Genomic DNA, 26092 nt, shown 5'->3' on the forward strand with positions numbered 1-26092 from the left:
GGGGTCTAATTTGAAATAAAAAACCAAACGCCCAATAAATGGGCGCTGTAGAAGAGAATTTTATGAATCCCGACTTTAGTCGGTTAATAGTGATTGTATTTCTAAATTGTTAATTAAGGATTAAGCTTATCAGTGATTTGATTCTTAAAAAGGAGGACAGATACGTTTATCTGTCCTTACCCTTAAATCAGCTAACTAAATCCAAGTTTTTATGAAAAAATCCACTACAAATATGGTAATTATTTTCCAAACCCACTATAAAAACCAAAAATATTTCACCAACCCCCTAAATTCTATAGGGTGTTTGTGTTTATTTGTTGTTTTTATGGGATTACAATTGGTATATTAAGGGGTGTTCTTGAAAAATGACAAATAACTGCCGAGTCTCATATTTGAGAAACTATTCTCATTTCAAATTTAGCAAGACTGAAGCCTTAAGTCATTTCAGCCTAAGGTAGAGGGTGGCGTCTGAAAGAACAGTTCTTCAGTAAAGCCCAAGGGTATTAGCTTTTGTTAAATTCTTAAAAAGCTGGTTAAGATTTAGAGTTATTGAAAATTAAGGGGAGTGTGAATGAAAAACGCGAGCCTTTCTCCAATTTTGACTCAACTTTCATTTCTCCTCCTAAATTAGTAACAATTTGCTTTGATATTGACAGACCTAATCCGGTTCCTGAATACAGACGATCCTCGGGGTTAGCTGCCTTATTAAAGCGATCGAAAATTGTTTGCAGATAGTTCGATGCAATTCCAATACCAGTATCTTTAACATAGAATAATAACATTGAATTGGATTCGTAGGTATATCCGAATTCAATACTTCCCTCGTTGGTATACTTTATGGCATTGCTTAGTAAGTTGCTTAATACTTGTTTGATACGATAAGGGTCGCTAACAAAGTGTTTGGGCTCTTGTTGCGGCAAGGACAAGAGAAGCTTTAAATTGGCTTTGTTTAGGCGAACTGTTTCTTGATTGAAATTAGACTCTAATTCATTGAGTAGACTATGCAGTTCTATTGCTTTGGGTATTAGCTGTAATTGTCCGGCTTCAATTTTTGCAATGTCAATTATATCGTCAATCAAATGTAGCAAAGAATCACCATTGGTTTGAATTTGATCAATGAAGTTGTCCTTTTCATCATCGCTCAATTCGCTTTGCTTTAATAGAGTTGAGAAGCCAATGATAGCATTCATTGGTGTTCTAATCTCATGACTCATGTTTGCCAAAAAAGCAGATTTTAGACGGTCTGATTCTTCTGCCTTATTTTTTGCTATTTCTAACTCTTGTGTCCTGATGGAGACGATGCCTTCAAGATTGGTTCGATGTTGCTCCAGCGCTTCATACTGTGTGACAATTTCCTCATTTTTCTGCTCGAGCAACTCTTTTTGAAGCATTATTTCTTCTGACTTTTCTTCTAATATCACGTTGGTTTCCTGCAAGCTGGTTGTTCTTTCCTTAACAAGCTTTTTAAGTTTCTTTTCATTGTTTTTAAGCAGACGAATGCGAATAAAGTAGAACCCTAGTGTTAAACTTATAATGCTTAATACCAGCAAAGTCCTGAACCATAGCGTGTGGTAAAATGGTGGCGTGACAACAATTTTTAATTCTTTAATATCCTTACTCCATAGTCCATCGTTGTTCGATGCTTTTACCATTAATGTATATTCACCATGCCTGAGGTTGGTGAAGGATACAAAATTTCGTTGGGTGGGTTTGCTCCATTCATCATCAAAACCATCGAGCTTATAGCTAAAAAAGTTGCGATGTGATGAAATATAGTTCAACGAGCTAAATTCGAATGAAACGATTCTATCGTTATGTGTTAAGTTTATTTCCTTGGTGTATTCAATGTTCTTTTTAAGTTTTTGCTTGGCATTAGAGTTTTTGTTGAAGTTAATTGTTTGGTTGTTAATGTTTAGTTGTGATATTTTTATGTTGGCAGGGCATGTGTTTAATTTTAGTTTATCGGGTAAAAAAGAGTTTAGTCCACTTGTTCCTCCAAAGAATAATTCACCATCTGCCGCTTTGAAACTTGAGTTCTGTGCAAAATCGTTACTTTGCAGACCATCATCTTTTGTGTAGTTAGTTACTATATTGCTAATCGGATTCAAACTAATTAACCCTTGGTTTGAACTCATCCAAATATTTCCTTGCTCATCCTCTTGGAGGCTAATGATCAGGTCGCTACTTAAACCATTTTTTGTGTTGTAAGTAGTAATGGTTTTACTGGATGGATTAAGTTTATTAAGTCCATTGTCGGTACCCATCCAAATATTTCCATTTTTATCTTTAAGTACTGACAATACAATGTTTGATGAAATAGATCGGCTTTTGTGGCTGTTAATCGTGTAGGTCTCTTTTTTACCACTTTCGGGATGATAATGTATTAAACCTTTATTAGTTCCTAGCCATAACCAGCCATCTGCATCTGTGGTTGTGTTAAATACCTGCGCAGTGGCAACGTTTGCTGAATCGCCCAATAGATTATAGTAATATTTCGATGTACCACTTTGCTTGTTAAAGCGTATAATTCCTTTTGTACTCGATAACCATAAGTTGTTGTCGGCTTCAGTAATATGATATATCGTCAGGTGATTTTTTGATATATCGTAGGCTTTATCAATGGTTCTGTTTAAAATGTCTATTCGATATAACTGTTCAGAGTAATCGGAACGACATGCCCACATGTATCGTTCTGGTTCAGTTTTGTCGAGATGTAAATAATTATAATGGTTGTCGATTTCTGTATTTAAACTCAATACTTTGTTTTGTGATCTATCTAATATGTTTAACGAAGAGCCTCCACCATATCCACTCACCCATATTCTATTTTTATTATCTAAGGCGATGGAATTAATACTTTCAAGATCCAGAGATAAGCGATTATTTGCTGTCTTTCGGTAATAATTAAATTTTTGAATGGATGGGTGCCAATAATTACAACCTTTGCCATAGGTTCCTACCCACATTGTACCGCATTCACTTTTAAATAAGGATAGAATAACGTCCCAACTCAAGCTCCCGGAAATGCCTTTATGGGCTGTTTGTTGATGTATTTTTTTAGAGATAGTGTTATAGTAGTATAGGCCAACTCCCTGGGTGCCGACCCAAAGTGTGTTTTCGAATTGACCGATAGCCTTAATCGGTATATCACTTTTATTATTGAACCATACGGGATCAATCGTTTGCAGTTTAAGATCTGAATTTGTATCAATGCTAAAAATAAAAGCACCATTGGTTCCAAGCCATATTTTACCATCGTTTGAATTATGAATACACAAGACCTTATATTGCTTAGAGTTTAATTTTACTGGTAAGAGTTCTGTAATTTTATCCCGGTAGTTATGTTTTATTAGGCCCGCATTACACCCAAGCCATATGTTACCATTAGTATCTTCAGTAATACTACGAGCAATGTTGTTTTCTGATTTAAAGTCAAAATTGTTTTTTGATCTTGGCTCAATTAGCTCATTTAATTCATGCGTGTATTTTACAAGCCCTTGGTTGGTTCCAATCCAAATGTTGTTTTCTAAATCGCGATGAATAAACATGCATGCATTAGAAGGTAAATTCGGATATGTACTGGTATTGATTCGTCGTATAACCGTTCTTGTTTCAACATCCATAATGTCGATACCATTATTGGTGCCAATCCAAAGGTTTCCATCTATATCTTGGGCTATTGCCCTTATTGTGCCACTCGATAGTGAGCTTGTATCGTTGTGAGTATTTTGAAATTTTACAAAGTTATTTCCATCGTATCGGTTTAAACCATGTGATGTGCCGATCCATATATAGCCGTCCTTATCCTGAAAAAAAACATTAACGGTATTGTCGGATAAACCGTGATTAAGATTTAGTTGACGGAAGCTGACTTCTTTTACGGCATAGCTGTTAGTTGTACAAAAAACCGAAAGAAAAAGAATAGTGTAGAACAGGCAAATATTTCGTATAAAGGTTTTTTTTCAAGGCGATAAGGGATATGTGAATTCCCAAAGTACTAATTTTCTGGTGTAATTAAAAGTTGATTAGACACTCCTTTATGAAAGCCCTAGAAATATTGATGAATTATCGTTATTTGTAACTATTAAGTACTCTATTTAATTTGATGCTTGAGTCGCTTAATCCTCCAATCCGATTCCTTAACATCCACGTTTGTTCATGTCCTTTAATAATTTCTTCAAGTTCTTTGATAAGAATGTTTCTATCTTCTTGAGATATATTGGCAAGATCAGTATTGCTAGTCTGTAATTTTACCAGAGCTAATTGACAGGCATGTAGGCTTAGCGCACATGCTTGTGCCAGCTCGGCTTTTATAATATCTGCATCAATGCAATTCATTGGTACACTTTCTATTATGGCCATATTAGTATTGATATAATCAATGGTTTTATCTATATCTCTCTTGCTTACAGGGTTTAACCACCTGTCGCTCTTTAGTGGTTGTTTTCTACGAATCAGCAATTGATGAAATACATTGCTATTATCAGTCTCTACACCTGTTTGTAAATAAGCATTGCCAAGGTTTACCAAGGCTTGTCCCGCTGTTTCACTATTGTCGTTTAATACAAACTTCGAAAGATTATCAGCTATATTTATATCGATATTGGCATCAGTTTGCCAAGCCAAGCCAGCACCATAAAGGAACGTTGGATAACTTGTGCTTAAAGGTTGCCAATGACCTTGATCGCCCCAATTGGTTATCATATAACCCATCGCATCGTATTCGTTGCCATTAATAGCTGCATTGCGTAGGTTGGCAAAGGCATGTTCGTTTCTTCCTAGTATTGAATTCCATGTTGAGGTACCGGGGCAGACATAGTATTCCAATCCTGCCTCTTTAAATTTTGCACATTCTTTGTCAAATGGATGATTCGGATTATATCCCCACACAAGGGAGATCATATCTTTAGGAATTTCAGGTATTAATTTTGGGTAATGTAAAATGATGTCTCCCCAGAATTGAACTGTTTTATCGTACTTGTCAACTTCTTCTTTTAATTCCAGAACAAAATCAAGATATACTCGTCCTTTTCCTATCTCAGCACAAAGCGCTTTTGATTTGCCAACACCAAGTTCAACTGTTTCGTCACAACCAATATTAAAATATTGACTGCTAAAATTGGGAATGAGTTGTGCATATAAATCTTTCATTAAATCTAAGGAGCCAGGCTCCACCGGGCTCAGGCTATTTCGCGAACGCATGCCCCAAATGGTTTTTCCGGGTTTAGTTAATTCTGCCAAATGCTCATACTCTTCGTGAATGAGCCATCGTTTCATATGGCCGAAAGAGTTTTGATTTGGTACCAGATCAATAAAGTTTGCTTTGCAGTAGCTATCTAATTTTTGAATTTGCTCTGCCGTCATAGGGCTGGCGTTTTTCCAAACTGTTTCGTGATTTTCGTAGGCAAAAGTGTGTTCGGTGTAGAGTTGGAGTTCATTTATCTTCCAGGAAGTAAATTTATCAACTAACATATATAATGTTTGCATGGTAGGCACTTTGTCGCGACTAATATCCAGCATAATGCTTCGACGTTCAAAATCTGGCCGATCAGCAATGTAAAGACAAGGAATGCCGTCATTTTCTTTTGCGTACTGAAGTACTTGCGATAAGCTTATAAGTCCATACTTTAATCCTACTGAACTTCCAGCACTTATGCTAATATTACATTGGTTGATATCTATTGTATAGGATTGAGTGTTTTTGTTTGGATCTATTTTGAGTTCTATGGTGTTTGCATGATAGGCATAGCGATTAGCAATAATGTCCACATTTATTCCTAATTGCAGGAGATTATTCTGCACTTCAAGAATGCTTGGCATAAGTCTTTTGTCTTCCTGATTATAGATAATAGTTAATTGTGTGGGCGAAAATAGCTTTTCGGTTAAGTTGACTATTTCAGGTGTTGGGAAGAGATGTTTTCTTATTTCTTGCCCATTAATTAAAAAAGTGAATTGAAATATGAGGGTTATGAGAAGAGATTTTTGCATCGTTTTATTTTATTATTGTCTGTGCGTACATAAATAATTAGTTGAAATACGACAGTGGAAAAATTAACCACTTAGGTCATCTTTTAGTAGACTAAGGTAAATATAAGTTCGCACCCATTGTTAAAAATTCTTTCTGTGTTTTTTATTGAGTGTAAAAATTAGCCGCTAAGTACTCAAAGATAATTATTTAGCAAACTAAGAATAAAAATAGCTTTGTGTCCTTTGTGAAATACCGCTTTGCGTACTTTGTGGTAAAAAAAATATAATGACTCATAAGCTTTGAATAAAACAAAGTTAATTATTGAATGAATTTTATAATTTGGTGGCCTCAAAATAAATAAGGTATTTATGTGGACATTTATTCTGGCAATCGTCACCCTGGTTTTAGGTTTTGTTTTTTACGGAAAGTTCGTGGAACGTTTCTTTGGGGCGGATGATAGTAAGCCAACTCCAGCTTTTGCCAAATCCGATGGGGTTGATTTTTCGCCCATGCCAACCTGGAAGGTGTTCACCATTGAATTTTTAAACATTGCTGGCCTGGGCCCCATATTTGGAGCAATACTAGGCGCAATGTACGGCCCAATGGCCTACGTGTGGATTGTGTTTGGTTGCATATTTATGGGTGCTGTCCATGATTATTTTTCTGGGATGCTTTCGATACGGAATGGAGGAGCCAGTATTCCTGAAATAGTTGGTAAATACCTTGGTCCAGGGTTCCAGAATTTTCTACGTCTTTTCTCTTTGTTGCTTTTGATTTTTGTGGGAGTGGCTTTTGTATCCGGGCCTGCAGGTTTGTTGGCAAATTTAACAGGTGGCGGCTTAAAAATATGGCTCTATGTTATTTTTACTTATTACTTAGTTGCTACGCTTTTACCCATTAATAAAATTATTGGGAAGATTTATCCGGTCTTTGGGGCAGCTTTAATTATAATGGCGCTTGCCATTGGTGGGGCTATGTTGTTTGGAAATATAAACGGGTCGGTAATAATGCCTGAATTAAGTGCTGCTAGTTTTAAGAATTTTCACCATCATCCAACTGAAAATATCCTTTTCCCCATGTTGTTTATTGTGATTTCATGTGGAGCCTTGAGTGGTTTTCATAGTACACAAGCACCCATGATGGCACGAACCATCAAGAAAGAAAGTTATGGACGTTATGTGTTTTTTGGCGCTATGATAGCGGAAGGCATTGTGGCAATAATTTGGGCAACGGCTGCGATGACATTTTTTAATGGAGCCGAAGGCCTGAATGAAACCATGCAGATGCCGAAACACAATCCGGCTTGGGTGGTTAACGAAATCAGTATTGCCTGGTTAGGAAGTATTGGTGCTATTTTTGCAATTATAGGTGTCATTGCTTGTCCTATTACTACTGGTGATACTGCTTTTCGCAGTGCTCGACTCACGATAGCTGATGTATTTAAATTTGACCAGTCTACCATTAAAAAGCGCTTAATAATTAGCATTCCTTTGTTTGCAGTTGGTTTTGTGTTATCGCAACTCGACTTTGCAACCATCTGGAAATACCTTGGTTTATCGAACCAGGTATTGGCTGTAATTGTATTGTGGACAGGAGCCATGTATTTGGCGAAGACCCGAAAACCACATTGGATGCTTTCCTTACCTGCCACCTTTATGACTGTGGTTTGTTTGGCTTATTTATTGGTAGCACCTAATAAGAATGGAGGCTTAGCCATTGATACTGAAATGGGAATACTAATTGGATGCATGGGTGGTATTTTTGCTTTTGCTTTATTTATAATTCGTATAAAACGAGTGACAAAAATTAAAGAAGATTAGTTGTTAAAATTGCAAACTAACCTCCGTTCCTTCACCTTCTTCTGATTGAATTTTTAATTGACCACCGTGCAGACGCATAACCTGACGTGATAGTGCCAAGCCAATGCCGTTACCACCTTTGCGCGTAGTGTAAAAAGGAACACAAACTTTATCAAGTTCATCCTTTGGAATACCTTTGCCATTATCGCTTACACTAATAATCAGGCCTAGATTTTCCTTTGTCGCTCTAAGGACGATTTTTCCTTTATTACTAAGCGCTTCCCTACTGTTTTTGACTAAGTTGATAAGTACCTGTTCAACTAGTTTTTCATCAATTTGATGTTCAATCTTGTCTTCAATTCGAATTTCTAAACTGATGTTGTCAGCTTTCATTTCACTTTGAAATAGTACCTGTATTCTTGACAAAAGCGCATTGATATTGCAAGCTGCAGTTTGGGCACTTTTTAGACCTGCCATGCTGCGATAACTTTCTACAAATCGAGTTAAGCCTTTGCTTCGTGAATGAATGGCATCGAGTGCCTCATGTATTTCTTGTTGCTCATCCTGATTTAATTCAATGGATTTGTTTTCGGGATTGAAGCGTTGCATTAAACTTGCTGATAGTATATTGACTGGGCTAAGCGAGTTCATCACTTCATGGGTAAGTACCCTTATTAATTTCTGCCACGACTCTAATTCTTTCTCTTCAATTTCACTTCGTATATCCTGAAAAGCTAATAAACGCAAAGTTTTCTGCTCTTGTTTCATTAAAACAGAAGTCAGTGCAACCTGCAACAAACGCCCATCAACAATCAGTTCAACCAACTTTTGCTGATTGGGTTGAAGTTTTAATAATTCAATAGCCAAACCCGATTTAAATCCATTTAGTTTTTCAAGGCGATGCAGGTATTTAATATTGAGCATTTTTAGCAAGGCATCGTTGGTCATCAGTACATTACCATGTTCGTTAACCACAACAATAGCAACTCCAAGGTTTTTTAAGGCATTCTCAAAAAACAAGTATTCCTTCTCTTTATCAATTTTTAATTGTCTGAAACTACCTACCACCTGATTAAAAGCTTTGAAAAGGTCGCCAAATGAAACGTCCTTATCCTGATTATGAAAATGGATGGTTGTGTCACCAAAGCCGAAGGATTGAATAAACTTAGCCAGTTCACGGTTGGTTTTTCTTACCGAATAAATTAAGTTCCAAACCTGAATCCCATAAACTATGAAGAGCAGATTGCGTAAAAGCAACAAGCTATCGGAGCTCCAAATATAGGCAATCACCACTGGAGTAAGCGCTATAAAACAAGCTTGAATAATTATATTGATTGAGAAATGCTTATAAGTCATACTTCTTAATTTTATCGTATAGGGTAGAGCGATTAATGCCTAATTTTTGAGCTGCTTTACTCATGTTACCTTTGCAATTAGTAAGAGCCTTTTGAATAAGCAGGCGTTCATGATCCATGATGTTAAAGCAATTATCGTCAATCATGTTGCTGTCCTCATTGTTTAAGAAAAGATCTTCAGTCGTTATGATCGGCCCATCAGCCAAAATAACAGCTTTTTCGATGTTGTGCTGTAGTTCTCTAATATTTCCTTTCCAGTTTTGAGTCTTTAATGCTGTGAGAGCATTAGCGCAAAACTTCATATCTTTTTTATTATACTTATTGGCCAATTGCTCTAAAAAGAATTGGGCAAGTCCACTTATATCATCTTTTCTGTTTCGAAGCGCTGGTAGTTCAATGGCAATGGTATTGATACGGTAAAGTAAATCTTCGCGAAAACTACCTTCTTCAACCATTTTGTTAAGTGGCATGTTGGTAGCGCAGATGAGTCGGATATCAACCTTAATGGGCTTCGTACCACCTACGGGTGTAATTTCTCTGTTTTGTAGAACTGATAAAAGTTTTGCCTGAGCCGATAGCGATAGATTACCAATCTCATCCAAAAACAGGGTGCCACCATTGGCTAATTCAAAACGACCTGTTCTGTCTGTTTTAGCATCGGTAAAGGCGCCTTTTTTATGTCCGAAAAGTTCACTCTCAAACAAGTTTTCATGAAGGCTACCCAAATCCACACTTACAAACATTTCGTCACTTCGTTTCGAAAGTCGATGAATGGCGCGTGCCATCACTTCTTTTCCCGTGCCATTTTCACCAAGTATAAGCACATTTACATCGGTAGGAGCAACCTTATTAACCATGCCCATTACTGCTTTTATTTCAGGCGAGTTACCAATAAACACATCTTGACCCGCATCAATACACTCTTTCAGGTGTTTCTGTTTTTTCTTCAAACCCGAAATGGCTTTCTTTGATTTCTGTAGTTTGAAAACGGATAGTAGTGTTGACAGAATTTTACGCTCATCCCATGATTTTTCAATAAAATCGGCCGCACCTTCCTTAATGGCTTTAACGGCTAATTCAACATCGCTGTATCCGGTAATAAAAACAACGGCCAATTCACTGTCATACTTATGAACCTCTCGCATCCAGAACAGGCCTTCGTTACCATTGTTGATGCCCGATGTGAAATTCATATCGAGCATTACAATGTCATAATTATCTTTTTGAAGGTGTTCCTTTATTCTATTAGGATTGTGCTCTGTTTTTATAACACTAAAATGCGGCTTTAAATACAATTTTAGCGCCAGTAATAAATCTTTGTTATCATCAACAATTAAGATGTTTCCTTCTTTTGTGGGCATTTTTCTTATTATCAATTTTGTTGTTTATTTCTACTTACAAAATACATCTTTATTGTTGGAATTACATACATGAGTGTTGGAATTTCCGACACAATAATTTTCGATGAGTTAGTTAAGTGTTTGAAAATAAGAATTCAGTATAAGTGGCACGAGCTTGGATATATAGATGGCATAATAAAATAAGAACTATGGATCGACAAATTGAAAAAAAACCTTGGTGGCGAAAGCAGTTATATTGGATTATAAGTGCTTCCTTATTCTTATTTTGGTGCGTTTATTTTATAGCTTTTGCTGATCATCGTAGTCAGGTTAAAATTGATAAAGAGCGATTAACTATATCAATCGTTCAAGACGATTATTTTCAGGATTACATCAGTGTAACAGCTACTGTTGAACCTTATAGAACGATCTTTTTAGATGCCATTGAAGGAGGGCGTGTTGAGCAGATTCTTATGGAGGAGGGTAATATGCTTACCGAGGGCGATCCTATTGCACAATTAAGTAATACGAATCTTATCCTTGAAATTTCAAATAACGAAGCAAATGTAGCCCGTGCCATTAACGAGTTACGAACGGCACGCTTGCAAATGGAAATGAATGCCATGGAGCTTCAAAATCAAATTGTACAATTGGAGGGAGATCTGTTTATACAAAAACGTAAGTACAATAATTCAAAAGTTTTCTTTCAGGAAGGACTTATCTCAGAGGACGAATACTTAAAAGATAAAACCAGTTATGAAGCTTCTTTCCGTCAAATGACTTTGTTGAAAGAAAGTTTTAAACGCGATTCGCTATATCGTGGAATTCAGATTGAAACGCTGGAAGGATCTGCTGTTAGGATGGAGGAAAATCAAGGTATTATTCGCCAACGACTAGATAACTTGATTATTAAAGCGCCCGTTACTGGTCAGTTGGCTTCGCTTAACCTAGAAGAAGGACAAGTGATTAATTATGGAACTCGAATTGGAAAAGTAAATGTGTTGGATCGTTTTAAGCTTAAGGCTGAAGTTGATGAACACTATATTTCGCGTATAATTAAGGGTTTAAAAGCCAGTTGTCAATTCCCAAGTAGATCCATCGATGCTACCGTATCTAAAATTTATGCTGAAGTGGAGGACGGTAAATTTATTGTGGATTTGGAATTTGACAGCAAAGAAATTCAAGGACTTCGTATTGGACAAACCAGTCATGTTAAATTAGAATTGGGCAATCCTTCAGAATCCTTGTTATTAGCTCGTGGAAGCTTCTTTCAAAGTACGGGAGGTCAATGGGCCTTTGTTTTAAGTAAAGATAAGTCGATGGCCTATAGGCGAGAAATTAGTATTGGTCGCCAAAATCCAAAATTCTTTGAGATAATTGAAGGGCTTGAAGTAGGAGAAGAAGTTATTACATCTGGCTACGAGATATTTGGAGATAATGAAGTGGTAATATTAAATTAAGTTTATAGCTATTATACATTCATACGCAACATTAATAACTAATAATTGATCATTAATCATTATAAAATATGTTACGAACTAATAACCTACAGAAAGTATTCAGAACCGAAGAAGTAGAAACTACTGCATTGAATAATGTTAACATTCATATTCAAAACGGCGAATTTGTTGCCATTATGGGACCTTCGGGTTGTGGTAAATCAACCTTGTTAAATATTATTGGCCTATTGGATAATCCTTCAGGTGGTGAATTGTATTTTGATGGGCAAGAGATTGCTTCATTTAAAGAGCGTCAACGTACCAACTTGCGAAAAGGGAATATTGGTTTTGTATTTCAAAGCTTTAACCTGATTGATGAATTAAATGTTTTCGAAAATATTGAGATGCCATTGGTTTATCTGAAAATGTCTGCCAAAGAGCGTAAAGAGCGTGTGCAAAAAGTAATGGAACGCATGCAAATTGCACATCGTGCCAAGCATATTCCTCAACAGTTATCGGGTGGACAGCAACAGCGTGTGGCTATTGCGCGTGCGGTGGTAGCTAATCCAAAGTTAATATTAGCCGATGAGCCTACAGGTAATCTCGACTCAAAAAATGGTGCTGAAGTAATGAATCTGCTACGTCAATTAAACGAAGAAGGTACTACCATTGTGATGGTAACGCACTCCGCCGAACATGCTGAATATGCACACCGTGTAATTAATTTATTTGATGGGCATGTGGTGACTGAAAAAATGAATAAAGAAATGATTGTTGGATAAAGGGTTGATTTCAAGTGCGTAATAAAATGTGCGTTCGATGATCCTAGTTGGGTATTGCCGTTAGTTAATTGTTTTATGAGTAATTCAAAACAGAAATGATACCATATATTACCAAATTAGTCCTTAGATATTTATGGAGCCAAAAGTTCTATAGCATACTGAGTGTTCTGGGCTTTATCATTGCTTTTACCGCATCAATGATAATTTTTAAATATGTCGTTCATGAATTAAGTTTTGATAAGCATGTTAAGGGACATGAACAAGTGTATCGCTTGCAGTTTGGAAACAAATTATTTATTAACGGTAAGTCGGTTGGTTTAATCAAGAATAATATACCTGGGGTAGAACATGTATGCCCTATTCAAGCTCGTGGCAGTTTGTCAATTAGTACTATTGATGGTAAATATAAAGTATCGGGTTCTGTCTATAATACCAATCATGAGTGGCAATCTGTTTTTCAAACAAATACGACAGAAGGAAAACTAAATGATGTTTTTAATAATGATGCATTAATTGCTATAAGTCAAAATACGGCAATGCAATTATTTGGTAATGAGTCACCAATTGGTAAAAACCTTATTGTGAATAAAGCTTTTGGCCCTGGGATAAAAAAGAAAGTTGCAGCCGTTTATATTGATGTGCCTGATAATTCAAGTATAGCGCCAATAGGATTAGTGAGTATATCATCATTGGCCTACCACAATAAACAAGAAAAAATATACTCCGTTTTTATTAAGCTTAGTAATAACAGTTCATCCCATATAGTTGAACAATCAATTCTTCAACATCTTACTAATGGAGGTGAAGTTTATGATGCTAAAGTGAGTTTGACTAGCTTGTCCGAAATTCGTTTCACAAAACAAAACTCATTTGATTATATAAGCAAAAGCAATAGGACGTACATATATCTTTTTGCTTTTATTGGTTTACTTATACTATTCACAAGCATTGTTAACTACCAGTCGTTTCGCATTGGCAAATATAAGTCGAGATTACAAAGTATCAGAATTGCACGTTATAATGGAGCACATAAAAGGCATGTTAAGATTCAATATTTTATTGAATCAATGTTAATCATTCTCTGTTCTGCAATAGTAACATATGTGGTTTTTCAGGTATTAATGGTTGCAAATGCGAATAGCTTGTTTGGTGTTAAGCTGAGCAATAATGCTTCGTCCAATATTTTGATAGTATGTCTGATATCCCTTTTAACATTGCTTTCGCTGGCTTTAATACCTTTTAGAAACCTTATTTCGATGCTAAGTAATGAGACTTTAAAATTGAATGATCGACTTTGTGTTGGGTTGATTAATATTCAGTTCTTTATCGCTTTTTTGCTTGTTGTTTCCTCAATTGTAGTTTATCATCAAAAAGAGTTTTTATTAGACTTTGATACTGGTTTAAATACGGATAGAGTTATTTCGTTACAGCTTAGTTCATCCATGATGAAAGATGCTGATGCTTTTAAAGATGAGTTATTAAATTATAGTGGAATCTCTGATGTCACTTTCGCATCCAATGGACCTGAAAACATTGAATATGTTTCGGGTTATTCAAACAATCAACAGATCAGTTATGGCTTATGGGTTACTGATGATAATTTTCTTAATTTTTTCAATATAAAAATGATAAAAGGTAGGGGGTTCAGTCAAATGCCAGGCGATGCCTATTCATTTATTATAAACGAAAAAGCTTTGCATAGCTATGATTGGGAAAGTTACTTAAATAAGAATATTGATGGTGTAATGGGTAAACAGTGTATTGGTGTTTGCGAAGATTTTCATTTTGCATCCTTGCATAACGAAGTTGCACCATTAGTTATCCTTTGCAACTATAATATACTCAACAGAGTTTATGTCAGGTATAATGATAATGCCTTAATGGCAATTAAACACCTTCAAGAATGTGTCAATAAATTTTTACCAGAACAGCTATTTAATTATCAGTTTTTATCGGATACTCTAGATGCCTATTATACTGATGAACTTAAGATTTTTAAGTTACTCTCATCTTTTAGTTTATTAGCTTTAGTTATTGCACTCATTGGTATGATGGGTATGACTTCGATTGTCATCCAAGAACGAACTAAAGAAATTGGTATAAGAAAGGTAAATGGTGCAAGCAGTTTAAATATTGTTTTTTTCCTGAATAAGAAAATATCCGTACCAATCTTAACTGGTTTTATACTGTCCATAGCCCCAGTGTTGTATTTTATGGAGCAATGGCTACAAATTTTTTCACAACACATTTCAATTCGTTGGTATTACTTTCTAATTGGAGGTCTTTTCGTTTGGATTATCAATTCTTTGGTAATGATTGTGCAAACGAAACATGCAGTTAACCAAAATCCTGTTAAGTGTTTAAGGTATGAGTAAGTTGCTTAGTATTTATAAAATTTAACCTGTGTTAAAATGATAAAGCACTATATAATAATTGCCTGGCGAAACCTGAAAAGACGTAAGTTACTTTCGTTAATTCAAATCTTATGTCTTTCAATTGGTTTGGCTGCCTTTATGCTTATTGCTCGTTTTATTCAATACGAGAAAGATTGGGATAGGTTTAATGAGCATTACTCACTTATATATCGTGCACAAGCTTATAAAATTGATGATCGACTTAATGATAATACCCAAATTCCCGTTCCAGTTGCAGAGTATTTAAAGATAAATTATCCCGAAGTAAATCAATCACTTGTTATACGTGAGATATGGAGCGAAAACCTTTCGCCAGATAATGAAAAAGTGTATAATGAAAAAAATGGCTTTTTGGCACCATCGCAGTTATTTGATGTTTTTTCATTTAAGTTACTTAGAGGTGATCGGAAAACGGTTTTGGATATTCCTAGTTCAATTGTTCTAAGTGAATCAATGGCCGAAAAGTATTTTTCAGGTGTAGATCCCATCGGAAAGGTGATTTTTGATAGCAATAAAAATGAACTGGTAGTTACCGGTGTAATGGCGGATATTCCAGAGCAATCGCACATTCAAGCAGATTACTTTAAATCAAATGCACAGCTATTGGAGGATTATGGTAGTAATTGGTACAATAATTCTTATAAAACATATGTACTACTCGAGCCAGGTGTATCCGTGCAAAGTTTCAATGCTAAAATAAAGGATGTCATTAATATTCATGATATAAGCGCTAAACGCACCTTATATCTACGGCCGCTCAGTCAACTTCATTTAAACGAAAATCCTCGCGATGATAGAAGTGTTATTATTTATTTTTTCTCGTTTATAGGACTACTCATCCTGATATTGGCATGTGTTAGCTTTATGAATCTGGCTACATCCTTTTCGTCACTTCGTTTTATTGAAATTGGTATACGTAAAGTTGTGGGTAGTTCTAAAAATTACCTTCGTATACAATTTCTTGTGGAAGCTGTGGTTGTGGCTTTTATCTCATTTCTTGTTGCAGTTTTCATCGCCCATTTGATTTTACCATTATTTAATTCGGTTGTTGATCGCAATATTGAATTGCATATTTTCACTGATTGGCCTTTTCTTGCCTTTATATTAATGGCAGTTGTGTTAACAGGTATTCTAGCTGGCGTGTATCCTGCTTTTATCATTTCATCATTTAAGCCGGTTGTTGTTTTAAAGGGGAAAAGCCCTTTTAAGAAGGGAAGAATAACGGGTTTGCAAGCAATGGTGTATGTCCAATTTGTTTTATCTATTACATTAATCACAGCCAGTTTATGGATATACAAGCAAGTTGAGTTTTTAGAAACAAAGGATATCGGTTTTGATAATAAGGTATTATTAAATGGCCATGTACCAAGTAATAATTCTACGGTATCATATGCCGCCTTTCGGAAAGAGATATTATCTCACCCAGGCGTTTCGGAAATGGCCATCTCATTAAACTCACCAATGATTTTAAACTGGGGTTGTTATGTAATTCCGGAAGGTGAGGATAAGGAGACTCCGATTTTTACTAGGTGGAACAGTGCTTGTCATCATTTTATAAATGCAATGAGTATGGACATTGTAGAAGGCCGTTCTTTTTCTGAGGACTTAGCGACTGATATAGGTTCTTGTTTAATTAATGAGACAGCGGCAAGAGCTTATGGATGGGATAACCCTATTGGTAAAACATTGCAGATGGAAGGTGAATATAGAGTGATTGGCGTAATAAAGGATTTTAATATAGATGATGTTCACAATCCCATAATCCCATATGTTTTATTTCTACGCGATAGCGATTTGGCCATTGAGAATGATTTTAATTTTAAAATTGATATGCCTCAGAGACAGGCTGCTAAAGAGCATATTATTTTAATAATGCAAAAGTACTTTCCCGATGTATTATTTATTGTAGATGATTATAAGGCTAATAGTAATCGAATAGAGTTGAAAATATGGAACAATGCTAAAAACTCATTTGCCTTTTTTACTATTTTGGCGGTAATAATTGCATCTCTCGGATTGTTTGGTTTAGTTTTCTTTTCGATGCAGCGTCGCATAAAAGAAATTGGTGTTAGGAAAGTTCAAGGTGCCAGCATGCAACAAATCATTCCACTCATCACCAAACGCTACCTTGTAATTGCTTTGGTAGCTAATATTATCATATACCCTGTTGCCAAACTGATTCAAAACATTTTACCTGGTCATTATAAATATCAGTTTACTCTTATCGATGTACTCATTGTTTGTGGAATAACCATTTTAGTAACACTGCTTTCGAGTTTATATCAGGCGATAAAAGCAGCTCATTTAAACCCTATAAAAGCACTGCGTTATGAGTAATAAGCGACATGTTGGAATATTGCTTTTTTGGATGCGAATTATTATAAGGCGCGCCTTGTTTGATAAGCTATTAACTGTTTTTAAGTTACTGGGTTTAGTGTTGGGCATATGTTCGGCGTTAATAATTTTTAATTGGCTTAATGCTGAGTTAACTAAAAATTCTGCGATAAAGTATAGAGCTGATATTTACCGTTTAGCACGAATTTGGGAAAGTCCACAAAATCGAAGTGTTAATACCATGATTGAAGCTCCTTGGAGTCCGGCATTGTATAACGATTTGTCAATGGTAGTAGACTATACGCTTTGTCGGCCCGTAAGTCAACAAAGCCTATTACATAATGAGAAGTGGTATAGGTGTAACATGAAATATGTTGATTCTACTTTTATACGATTTTTTGGTTTTGACCTCATAAATGGAAATATTAATGATGTATTAAAAGCTCCCTATAGTGTTGTACTGACTAAAAGTCTTGCAAGAGCCGTATTTGGTGAGGAAAATCCCATTGGCAGAGAAATTAGAATTAACAATTTAGAAGGGTTAATTGTGAAGGGTATTATTGCCGATCCGCCAAATAATATTACCATGCCTTTCGATTGCCTGGTTTCCTTTTCTACTATCGAAGCTGAGAAGAGTCTTTATACAGGATGGGGTGGAGGTGATAGTTTTATCCATTATGTCAAGCTTTCTCCTAGTGTTGATTACAATGCTGTGGAGCCGCTTTTGATGCCCGTATTGCAGAAGTATTACGATTATGCAGCCGAAGCTCAAAGAGGAATTTATATTACGCCATTATTACAACCGTTAAAAGACATATACCTAAAACACTCAGGTAATGAGATAATGCATCGAATTTATATACTGTTCCTTGCGGCTGTGCTAATTGTTGTCATTTCTGCCTTTAACTATACATTTATCTCCCTGTCTTCGTTGATTAAAAGAAATGTTCATTCTACGATGCCCCTTATATTTGGTCAGAAACGATGGCAGAGTGTTGTATATTTTGTACTAGAAAGTTTGGTTTTTACGGCTCTGGCTGGTGGCATTGCTTTGCTTCTTAGTCCGATGATGCTATCTCTGGTTTCTGATTATTTAAATATCAACTTGAATTTAGAGATAGATAATGTTGGGTTTTGGTTCGTCTTTATCGGAATCATCATCATGATATCCATAGTTGGGGCATTATTTCCAATATTACGTAATAGTCGAAAGCAACCAATAGATTTGCTGCAAAATATGTCTTTCGGATCGTTTACTCAAAAGTATCTGCGTCAAGGTTTAACTGTTTTTCAATTAGCTGTATCGGCAGGTGTATTACTTTTTACAATTTTGGTGGTGAAGCAAACCTCCTACATGAGTAATAAAGCACTTGGTTATAACGAAGAGAATTTGGTTTACATTGAGCTGCCTGAGAATTTAAGTTTCTCCAGGGCCAAGGCTTTGAATAAGCAAATTAGTGAAATTACTGGTGTTAAGTCAAGTAGCCTGTCTTCTGATGTCCCTTTCTACGGCTTTTCAGGAAATGGCTTTGAGGTGAATGGCGATGGTAATTTTAACTCGTTTCGCCATAGCTTTATTGATTCATCTTATCTCACAACGATGGGGATCGAGTTGCGCAGTGGTCATGGGCTCAAACGCAATATTAAAGAAGTTTTGGTAAATGAAGCCTTAATGAGAAAAGTAGATATTGAAAGTCATGAAGATTTAACATTGTCGAGAGTTGGTATCGACTTTAAAGTGGTAGGTGTTGTCAAGGATTTTCATATGCAGGATTTAGTTGAGGAGATAAGGCCATTAGTTTACTGTTTATATTACTATGAAGGTTGGTATTCGTATGTAACAATCAGATTAGATGTGCACAATCAATTTAATACCATTAATAAAGTTAAAGATACCTATGCGACACTATTAAATGACAATAATGTAGAGGTTAATTTTTTTACTTCCCAGCTTCAAAAAAGATATCAGGATGAGAATGTTTTTTCATCATTATTGAAGTTGTTCACTTTATTAGTATTTGGTGTTGCCTTTATTGGACTCTTGGCATTTGTATACCTGAGCGCACAGCAACGTACTAAGGAGATAGGCATACGCAAGGTCAATGGAGCTAATGAAAAAGATATTGTATTTCTTTTTCTTAAACAGTCTCTCGTGCTAATGGGCATTGCCTTTATAATTGCCTTGATTTTAGTTTGGCCAATAATAGCTTCATGGTTACAGATATACCCGTACAAAACTTCCATTGAAACAATCGATTTATTAAAGGCAATATTGCCAGTGGCTTTTATTACTGTTTGCACAGTAGTTTTAGTCAGTTGGAAAGCTGCCAAACAGAATCCTATAAAAGCATTGCGTTATGAATAAAACTAAGTGTTCTTCCTTTCATAGATCGGAATAGCAGAATGAATTTATTTGGAACAATAGACAAGAGGAATTGACAAAAAGTAACTTTTAGCAACATCTAAGGAATAAACGAATCAATTATGATAAAACAAACACTATTCTTTTCAACCTTCATGCTTTTAGTCATTACTACAGCGTGTAAGCAACGCAGTAAATTAAAGGTAGATGAAGACGAAATAAGAGAAGAATTGAAGGCAATTGAACCAGTCATCACAGAACAACAAGAGGCAATAGTGGGGGGCTTTAAAGGTATAAGGCTACCTGAAAATCGTACAATCGAAACAAACTTAAAGCCAATAGTAATTGATATTGAAGGTAGTTTGAATAATATCAAAGAACTTAAGTTGTCAGATGTAGCTACAACCATTCAGTATATTCGCCTACAACCACTCGACAATAAAGAATTACGTACCGATATGAAGTATCGTTTTTCTTTGACTGATAATTATATTGTAGCAGCAAATCTTTTTGGTATACATCTATTTAATATAGATGGCAGCTATAACAATACGCTTGTGAGAAATAGATTAGATGGTATTTCATATGATGAGAAAAGGGGAAGTGTGTTGATATTTAACGATCATACTCGTATTGGCGGCGACATGAATATTTGGACACGAGGCGATAGAGTATATTACGTTTATACAAATTCTATAACCGGGCAAAAGAGTATTATGGAATATGATTGTGTATCTCCTCAATTATTGACTTCAAGTGAGTTTGATGTTGAAAACCAACAAAAAATACTTGCCAAAGGAACAGTAAGTGTGGATTTGATGCATGGTAATAATAAACCTTACAATCCTAAAAATAAGAATGGAATGATGTCTATGTCGCCTGAGTCCTTGTATGAACATATTGGCATTTTTAGCGATGATAAGGGTAACTACATAAAAAGGCAATCTGGTGATAATATGTTGTTTACCTTTAATTCTAATGGTGATACGTTATGTTCATTTACTAAATATGAACGTCTACAGAGCTATACAAAAAACCTGGTTCGTGGTACGGATGGAGGTTCAACGTATACAATTGCTAATAAATTATATATTCGCCCCAGTTTTAATGATACGCTCTTTCAGGTTATTCCACCCAATAAATTGCTGCCTAAATATGTATTTAAGTTGGGGAAATACAAAATGGATATTATGGAAGGATCCGACCCAGATGTTAGTCTGCAGGGAAAAATAGTGCCAATGAGTTGGGCCGAAACTGCTAATTATGCATTTCTTACTTTCTCTAAAGATAACTATGCATCACCGCGTAATAGGCGCAATAAAAGCGTAAATATTTATCAAGCCGTGTATTCAAAACAAAACAAGGAGTTATATATTATTAAGGGTGATCCAACCAATTACGAGCCTAAAATTCTATTGAATGATATTGATGGAGGTCCATCCGTTTGGCCATTGGATTATATGATTTCTAACGACCATAGCATGCTAATGGCATTAAAAGGATACGAGCTGATTAAGCATATCAAATCATCGGAGTTTATTAATTCTACCGACAGTGATAAAAAACAGAATCTCATCCAATTTTGTCAGACCTTAAAAGCTGATGATGATGTATTAATGATTGTCAAATAACCCTCGTTTATGTTCCGATTCGATAGTAAGGTATTGCTTAGAAGTATTAGGCAGAAGCCAATTTATTCATTCATCTCAATTTTTGGATTTGCAATTGGTATTGCTGCGAGTATACTTATTTATTTTTGGGTGCTTGATGAGCTTAGTTACGAAAAGTTTCATCCTAATTATGAACGCATTTATAGGGTTTTGTCGCTAAGGAATAACAAAGGAAACTTAGAGAAAACGGCGAGCAGTTATACGGCTCTTTCTGGTAGCTTACAAGATAGCTATCCACAGATTGAAACAGCTACGCATATTAGTTTTAGCTCTGAAAATTCGCCCTTGAAATTGAATAGAGAGTCGAAAAAGATCGAGGCACGACGAGCTTGGGTGGATGACAACTTCTTTCAAGTATTTCAGGGTTTTAATTTTGTTGAAGGTAATAGCTTGACTGCGCTAGATAATCCTTTAAAAGTGGTGTTGTCAAAAGCAACAGCCCGCAAGCTATTTGGCGATGATAAAGCCTTAGGAAAAACTTTGATAAGCGATAAATACGAGGAGTTGATTTTTACAGTTGGTGGTGTGGTGAACATACCCGCGCAAAGTCATATTGATTTTGGATTTATTCAATCAAATAAGGCAATGGTGGATTATAATCATACGAGCCATTCGTGGCGTATCTCGGCACATTGTCATACATACATCATGCTGCAAGCCGATGCGAATATCGATAAGTCTTTCCTAAAACAAATTAGCAGCCATGTGCAGGAAAACGCATATCGCCAGGAGAAACTTACTTTTCAACCAATTGCAGATATTCATTTGTATACAGATTATGATACTTATCTTTACGACAGGCACATTAGTGATGTAAAATATGTATGGATATTTGCAGGTTTAGCAATGCTTATTGTGGCTATGGCGGCATTGAATTTTGCATCCTTAACAACGGCTCGCGCATCGGAGCGAGCAACAGAAATAGGTGTACGTAAGGTTAATGGTTCGAGCAAAAAACAGTTGGTCGTTCAATTTATCCTTGAATCATTGATGCAAACTAGCATTGCTACTGTTCTGGCTATTATTGCCACTGTTATTATGTTACCTTGTTTTGAGGGAATTACCGGTAAAACATTGGCAATTACGTTTTCTCCTGCTTTACTTTTTACTGGTCTATTGCTAGTTCTTATCACTGGTGTTGTTTCAGGTATTTATCCAGCTTTTTATCTTACTTCGTTTAATCCTATCCACACGATCAAAGGCAAGCTAACTACATATGGTAGAGCTGGATATGCCCAGTTATTAGTAGTTATTCAGTTTAGTATTGCCATTGTGTTATTGATTTCGTCCATAACGATTACACGGCAGATGAATTATATTAATAATTATAATCTGGGACTAAATAAAAATAACGTAGTGGTGATTCCTACAGGTTTGTGGTATTCGTCGAGTAGTTTTAAGCATGAATTGCTAAGTCATCCAAATATTATTAGTGCATCAGCTAGTACGCAAGCCCCTATTAATCTCGGTTGGAAACAAGGCTTTTCATTGTCGGGGATAAATAGTAATGATACTATACAAGCTTGTATGCTTTTTGTAGATAGTGATTTTGCCAAAACATATGAACTTGAAGTGGTTAAAGGAGAATTTTTGCGACAATCGTATGCTGACTATTGGAAAGAGTTTGAAACTGCAAAAAACAATAAGCAGCACAAAGTTACTTTGCCAGTTGTTGTTAATCAGTCTTTTGCTCGTCAAATGAATGTGGATGATCCGATTGGTAGACGAATTAATCGCGATTATGTGATTGTTGGTGTGGTTGATGATTTCCATTATCAACCGCTTCATCGAAAGGTAAGCCCAATGGTAATGCTTAACGACCCGCAGAATATTATGACAATGAATGTCAAGATGCGCCCAAATAATAAAGCTCAAACCATTGCTTTTATTCGATCCATTTATATGAAACACAGACAAGGGCGGTTTTTCTCTTTTGCTTATTTTGACGATAAATTAAAGCAAGTGTATAATGATGAAACAAGACTTAACGACTTAATCGTAAAGTTTAGTGTTTTAGCACTTATAATAGCGATCATGGGTATTTTGGGCTTATCAATTTTTGCTGCCGAACAAAAAACTAAAGAAATTGGAATTCGAAAGGTTAATGGAGCTAAGGTCTCTGAGATTCTATTATTGCTTAATCGAAACTTTATAAAATGGGTAGGTATTGCATTTGTTATTGCTTGCCCAATAGCCTATTTAGTTATGACCAGGTGGTTAAATAATTTCGCTTATAAAACCGACCTAAGTTGGTGGATATTTGCCCTAGCTGGTTTTTTAGCTTTGATTATAGTCTTGATTACAGTTAGCTGGCAAAGTTGGTGGGCAGCTAGGCAAAACCCTGTAAAAGCATTGCGTTATGAGTAACTTTTATCGAACGAAATCAATTATTGATCTGTTTATTACTCGTTAATGGGCTGGTGAAATTAGCAAGCGAACTAATTTTTTTTATCAAATAAACTAAATCCATACAAAGGATTGTAAACAGAAAAATCAGTTAAATCTAATCGGCCTTTTTCTTCAATACCACAGGCTAATATGCATTTCACATCCTCCGAAAACAGTTTTGCTACCTTCTTAAAATTAAGTTTTTTCCTATCGGGGCGTTCGCTTTCTTTGGCTTCTATTAAATGGGTTTGTCCGTCTTTTTCAACAATAAAATCGATTTCAACGCTATTTTGATCGCGATAATAAAATAGGTTTTTGCCGGCTATGAAGCCTTCTTTAATGAACTCCGCAAAAACGAAGTTCTCCCATAAATGACCACTGTGTGTCGAATTATCCAGTGTTTTAAGTGAGTTGATGTTTAATAATGCAGCTGCTAGTCCGGAATCGCAGAAATACAATTTGGGAGCTTTAATTAATCGCTTACCTAAATTGTTGTAGTAAGGGGGTAGTAGTATCACCAGCCCTGATGCTTCAAGTGCGCTTACCCATGATTTAATGGTGTTTACTGATACACCAATGTCTTTAGCTAAAGTAGAGAAATTGAGTAGCTGACCACAGCGCAATGCTAGCAACGATAGTAGGCGTCTAAAATCCCTTAAGTTAGTAATGTTGAGTACATCTTTTAAATCACGTTCCAGGTATGTTTGTATATAATCTTCAAAAAATTCTTCTGCGTCCAGCTTTTCAGCCCATATCTCCGGAAAGCCACCTTTCCATATTAGATCGCGTTTTTTCTTTATTAAATTAGTGGCATTTAGTTCATTGGCACTTAAAGTGCCTAGGTGAATAATGCGTATACGACCGGCCAATGATTCGTGTACGCCACTCATTAATGCAAATTGCTGACTGCCGGTTAAAATCCATTTGCCTTTTAAGCTTCTATTTTCATCAATAAGTGATTTTAGATCACGAAATAAGGATGGAGCATACTGTACTTCATCAATAATGGTTTGTTTATTGAATTTTTTCAGAAATCGCGTGGGATTTATTTCTGCTTCTTCGGCTAGGGCAACCCTGTCGAGTGTAACGTATTCGGCTTGCGGTAATAGTTTCTTTAGCAAAGAACTTTTTCCACTTTGCCTTACTCCTGTTAAAAGCACAGCCGGTCTTGAATTGATGGCTCTTTCTATTTTAGCAATATGTTGTCTCGAAATCCACATTTGTCCTTAGTATAGCCATGCAAATATAAGATAATTTGCAATCAAACTGCAAATTATCTTACTTTCAACTGCAAACTATCTTAATTTTTATTGCAAATTATCTTAAATGTGAATTATTTTTAATCGACAATGAAATACACTTATCTACGCATCCCAATAAATTAATAAATACAATTCATCGCTTAATGGTAGATAGCCCTGGTCGTAACACAAGTGGTAACAGGCACCTTTTTGTGTAGTATAGATACCGGTGAAGTAAGAAAAGTCGAAACCTTCTTGGAGTAGTTTTGATCGCTTTACTTTGCTTTTACCACTTTTATTTAGGGACTGAAGAATGTGGTAATTCTTTTTTAGTGTACGATTAACTTTTTGTACCAAGGTATTATCACTGCTATAGCGGCGATTATTAAAACTATTCCGACATTGATCGGAACAAAATTTCTTATCGATTCGCCCAATTATTGGATCCTTACACACCGGGCATAAACGTTTTTCAGACATCAGTTAGCTTTTTGTAAGTGATACATACATAAAGATATAAACGTTTTTAAGTAATTACAAACGGTTTTAAACGAAACTTAAATGACTCTAAATATTTAAAAACCGACTTGAATAGACGACTTGACGCAACTTTGTTTCATCAATTTATTATTCATTTAAAACAAAGAGTCATGGCTAGTTTAAGGAACAGAGTACAGTTAGTAGGAAATTTGGGAATGAACCCTGAAATTAAATCATTTGATAACGGACGTAAAATGGCAAAGTTTTCTTTGGCTACCAACGAAACTTTTGGGGTTAATGGTCAGGAACGTACCGAAACAGAATGGCATACGATAATTGCATGGGGCAAGCAGGCCGAAATTGCAGAGCAACACCTGAAAAAAGGCAATGAAGTAGCGATTGAAGGACGATTAACGCATCGTAAGTACGAGGATAAAAACCAACAGACGCGTTATTTTACCGAGATTGTTTTGGGTAGTTATGTCGTTTATCCGGGATTGAAGAAATAGGTAGTACTTAA

15 protein-coding genes and 1 pseudogene are annotated in these 26092 nt (G+C 35.7%); 9 read left to right on the forward strand and 7 right to left on the reverse strand.

Annotated elements, in window-relative coordinates:
• Positions 1–533 precede the first annotated feature (533 nt).
• The 3 genes and pseudogenes from ACRD7B_RS13280 to ACRD7B_RS13290 all read right to left on the reverse strand — a co-directional run bounded on the left by ACRD7B_RS13280 (position 534) and on the right by ACRD7B_RS13290 (position 5988).
• On the reverse strand, positions 534–3623 hold the full coding sequence (locus ACRD7B_RS13280) for a two-component regulator propeller domain-containing protein (protein WP_430825056.1): 3090 nt from the start codon (positions 3621–3623) through the stop codon (positions 534–536).
• Between the two features lie 21 nt (positions 3624–3644).
• Positions 3645–3950, reverse strand: a pseudogene (locus ACRD7B_RS13285) (two-component regulator propeller domain-containing protein); the annotation flags it as partial.
• 121 nt (positions 3951–4071) lie between these two features.
• Entirely contained in the window at positions 4072–5988 is a 1917-nt protein-coding gene (locus tag ACRD7B_RS13290; RefSeq protein ID WP_430825057.1) for a beta-N-acetylhexosaminidase, read from the reverse strand.
• A 348-nt stretch (positions 5989–6336) separates the two neighbouring features.
• On the opposite strand from ACRD7B_RS13290, the gene ACRD7B_RS13295 reads away from it, so the two are divergent.
• A complete protein-coding gene (locus tag ACRD7B_RS13295) occupies positions 6337–7788 on the forward strand; it encodes a carbon starvation CstA family protein (protein WP_430825058.1) in 1452 nt (483 codons plus the stop codon).
• 3 nt (positions 7789–7791) lie between these two features.
• Here ACRD7B_RS13295 and ACRD7B_RS13300 read toward each other — a convergent pair whose 3' ends face one another.
• Positions 7792–9123, reverse strand: coding sequence for a sensor histidine kinase (locus tag ACRD7B_RS13300; RefSeq protein WP_430825059.1), 1332 nt, complete (start codon positions 9121–9123; stop codon positions 7792–7794).
• Positions 9113–10483 carry a sigma-54-dependent transcriptional regulator gene (locus ACRD7B_RS13305; RefSeq protein WP_430825060.1) on the reverse strand — a complete coding sequence of 457 codons (1371 nt, stop codon included), beginning with the start codon at positions 10481–10483 and terminating at the stop codon, positions 9113–9115. Before ACRD7B_RS13305 ends, ACRD7B_RS13300 begins: the two co-directional genes overlap by 11 nt.
• A gap of 188 nt (positions 10484–10671) precedes the next feature.
• Between ACRD7B_RS13305 and ACRD7B_RS13310 the strand changes: the two genes are divergently transcribed.
• From ACRD7B_RS13310 to ACRD7B_RS13340, 7 genes are all read left to right on the forward strand, one after another.
• Positions 10672–11922 carry an efflux RND transporter periplasmic adaptor subunit gene (locus ACRD7B_RS13310; protein ID WP_430825061.1) on the forward strand — a complete coding sequence of 417 codons (1251 nt, stop codon included), beginning with the start codon at positions 10672–10674 and terminating at the stop codon, positions 11920–11922.
• Between the two features lie 68 nt (positions 11923–11990).
• Positions 11991–12683, forward strand: a complete 693-nt coding sequence (locus tag ACRD7B_RS13315; protein WP_430825062.1) for an ABC transporter ATP-binding protein — start codon at positions 11991–11993, stop codon at positions 12681–12683.
• A 95-nt stretch (positions 12684–12778) separates the two neighbouring features.
• Positions 12779–15058, forward strand: a complete 2280-nt coding sequence (locus ACRD7B_RS13320) for an ABC transporter permease (RefSeq protein WP_430825063.1) — start codon at positions 12779–12781, stop codon at positions 15056–15058.
• A gap of 36 nt (positions 15059–15094) precedes the next feature.
• Complete coding sequence (locus tag ACRD7B_RS13325; RefSeq protein ID WP_430825064.1) at positions 15095–17434, forward strand: ABC transporter permease; 2340 nt, start codon at positions 15095–15097, stop codon at positions 17432–17434.
• Positions 17427–19796: an ABC transporter permease gene (locus ACRD7B_RS13330; RefSeq protein WP_430825065.1), complete on the forward strand. Its 2370-nt coding sequence runs from the start codon at positions 17427–17429 to the stop codon at positions 19794–19796. Before ACRD7B_RS13325 ends, ACRD7B_RS13330 begins: the two co-directional genes overlap by 8 nt.
• Before the next feature lie 119 nt (positions 19797–19915).
• The gene (locus ACRD7B_RS13335) at positions 19916–21424 is read left to right on the forward strand and encodes a DUF4933 domain-containing protein (RefSeq protein WP_430825066.1); all 1509 of its coding nucleotides are present in this window, start codon (positions 19916–19918) and stop codon (positions 21422–21424) included.
• Between the two features lie 9 nt (positions 21425–21433).
• Positions 21434–23830 carry an ABC transporter permease gene (locus ACRD7B_RS13340; protein WP_430825067.1) on the forward strand — a complete coding sequence of 799 codons (2397 nt, stop codon included), beginning with the start codon at positions 21434–21436 and terminating at the stop codon, positions 23828–23830.
• A gap of 71 nt (positions 23831–23901) precedes the next feature.
• On the opposite strand, the gene ACRD7B_RS13345 is transcribed toward ACRD7B_RS13340, so the two are convergent.
• Entirely contained in the window at positions 23902–25071 is a 1170-nt protein-coding gene (locus tag ACRD7B_RS13345) for an ATP-binding protein (RefSeq protein WP_430825068.1), read from the reverse strand.
• A 144-nt stretch (positions 25072–25215) separates the two neighbouring features.
• Complete coding sequence (locus ACRD7B_RS13350) at positions 25216–25572, reverse strand: hypothetical protein (protein WP_430825069.1); 357 nt, start codon at positions 25570–25572, stop codon at positions 25216–25218.
• A gap of 170 nt (positions 25573–25742) precedes the next feature.
• Between ACRD7B_RS13350 and ACRD7B_RS13355 the strand changes: the two genes are divergently transcribed.
• Positions 25743–26081: a single-stranded DNA-binding protein gene (locus ACRD7B_RS13355; protein WP_430825070.1), complete on the forward strand. Its 339-nt coding sequence runs from the start codon at positions 25743–25745 to the stop codon at positions 26079–26081.
• Positions 26082–26092 lie beyond the last annotated feature (11 nt).

This window comes from Carboxylicivirga fragile, assembly GCF_050589805.1.
GTDB lineage: Bacteria > Bacteroidota > Bacteroidia > Bacteroidales > Marinilabiliaceae > Carboxylicivirga > Carboxylicivirga fragile.

Coding starts and splice junctions, on each gene's coding strand:
- ACRD7B_RS13290 (WP_430825057.1), bottom strand. CDS start 5,988: ATGCAAAAATCTCTTCTCATAACCCTCATATTTCAATTCACTTTTTTA.
- ACRD7B_RS13280 (WP_430825056.1), bottom strand. CDS start 3,623: ATGGATGTTGAAACAAGAACGGTTATACGACGAATCAATACCAGTACA.
- ACRD7B_RS13330 (WP_430825065.1), top strand. CDS start 17,427: ATGAGTAATAAGCGACATGTTGGAATATTGCTTTTTTGGATGCGAATT.
- ACRD7B_RS13355 (WP_430825070.1), top strand. CDS start 25,743: ATGGCTAGTTTAAGGAACAGAGTACAGTTAGTAGGAAATTTGGGAATG.
- ACRD7B_RS13350 (WP_430825069.1), bottom strand. CDS start 25,572: ATGTCTGAAAAACGTTTATGCCCGGTGTGTAAGGATCCAATAATTGGG.
- ACRD7B_RS13315 (WP_430825062.1), top strand. CDS start 11,991: ATGTTACGAACTAATAACCTACAGAAAGTATTCAGAACCGAAGAAGTA.
- ACRD7B_RS13345 (WP_430825068.1), bottom strand. CDS start 25,071: ATGTGGATTTCGAGACAACATATTGCTAAAATAGAAAGAGCCATCAAT.
- ACRD7B_RS13305 (WP_430825060.1), bottom strand. CDS start 10,483: ATGCCCACAAAAGAAGGAAACATCTTAATTGTTGATGATAACAAAGAT.
- ACRD7B_RS13340 (WP_430825067.1), top strand. CDS start 21,434: ATGTTCCGATTCGATAGTAAGGTATTGCTTAGAAGTATTAGGCAGAAG.
- ACRD7B_RS13295 (WP_430825058.1), top strand. CDS start 6,337: ATGTGGACATTTATTCTGGCAATCGTCACCCTGGTTTTAGGTTTTGTT.
- ACRD7B_RS13325 (WP_430825064.1), top strand. CDS start 15,095: ATGATAAAGCACTATATAATAATTGCCTGGCGAAACCTGAAAAGACGT.
- ACRD7B_RS13300 (WP_430825059.1), bottom strand. CDS start 9,123: ATGACTTATAAGCATTTCTCAATCAATATAATTATTCAAGCTTGTTTT.
- ACRD7B_RS13335 (WP_430825066.1), top strand. CDS start 19,916: ATGATAAAACAAACACTATTCTTTTCAACCTTCATGCTTTTAGTCATT.
- ACRD7B_RS13310 (WP_430825061.1), top strand. CDS start 10,672: ATGGATCGACAAATTGAAAAAAAACCTTGGTGGCGAAAGCAGTTATAT.
- ACRD7B_RS13320 (WP_430825063.1), top strand. CDS start 12,779: ATGATACCATATATTACCAAATTAGTCCTTAGATATTTATGGAGCCAA.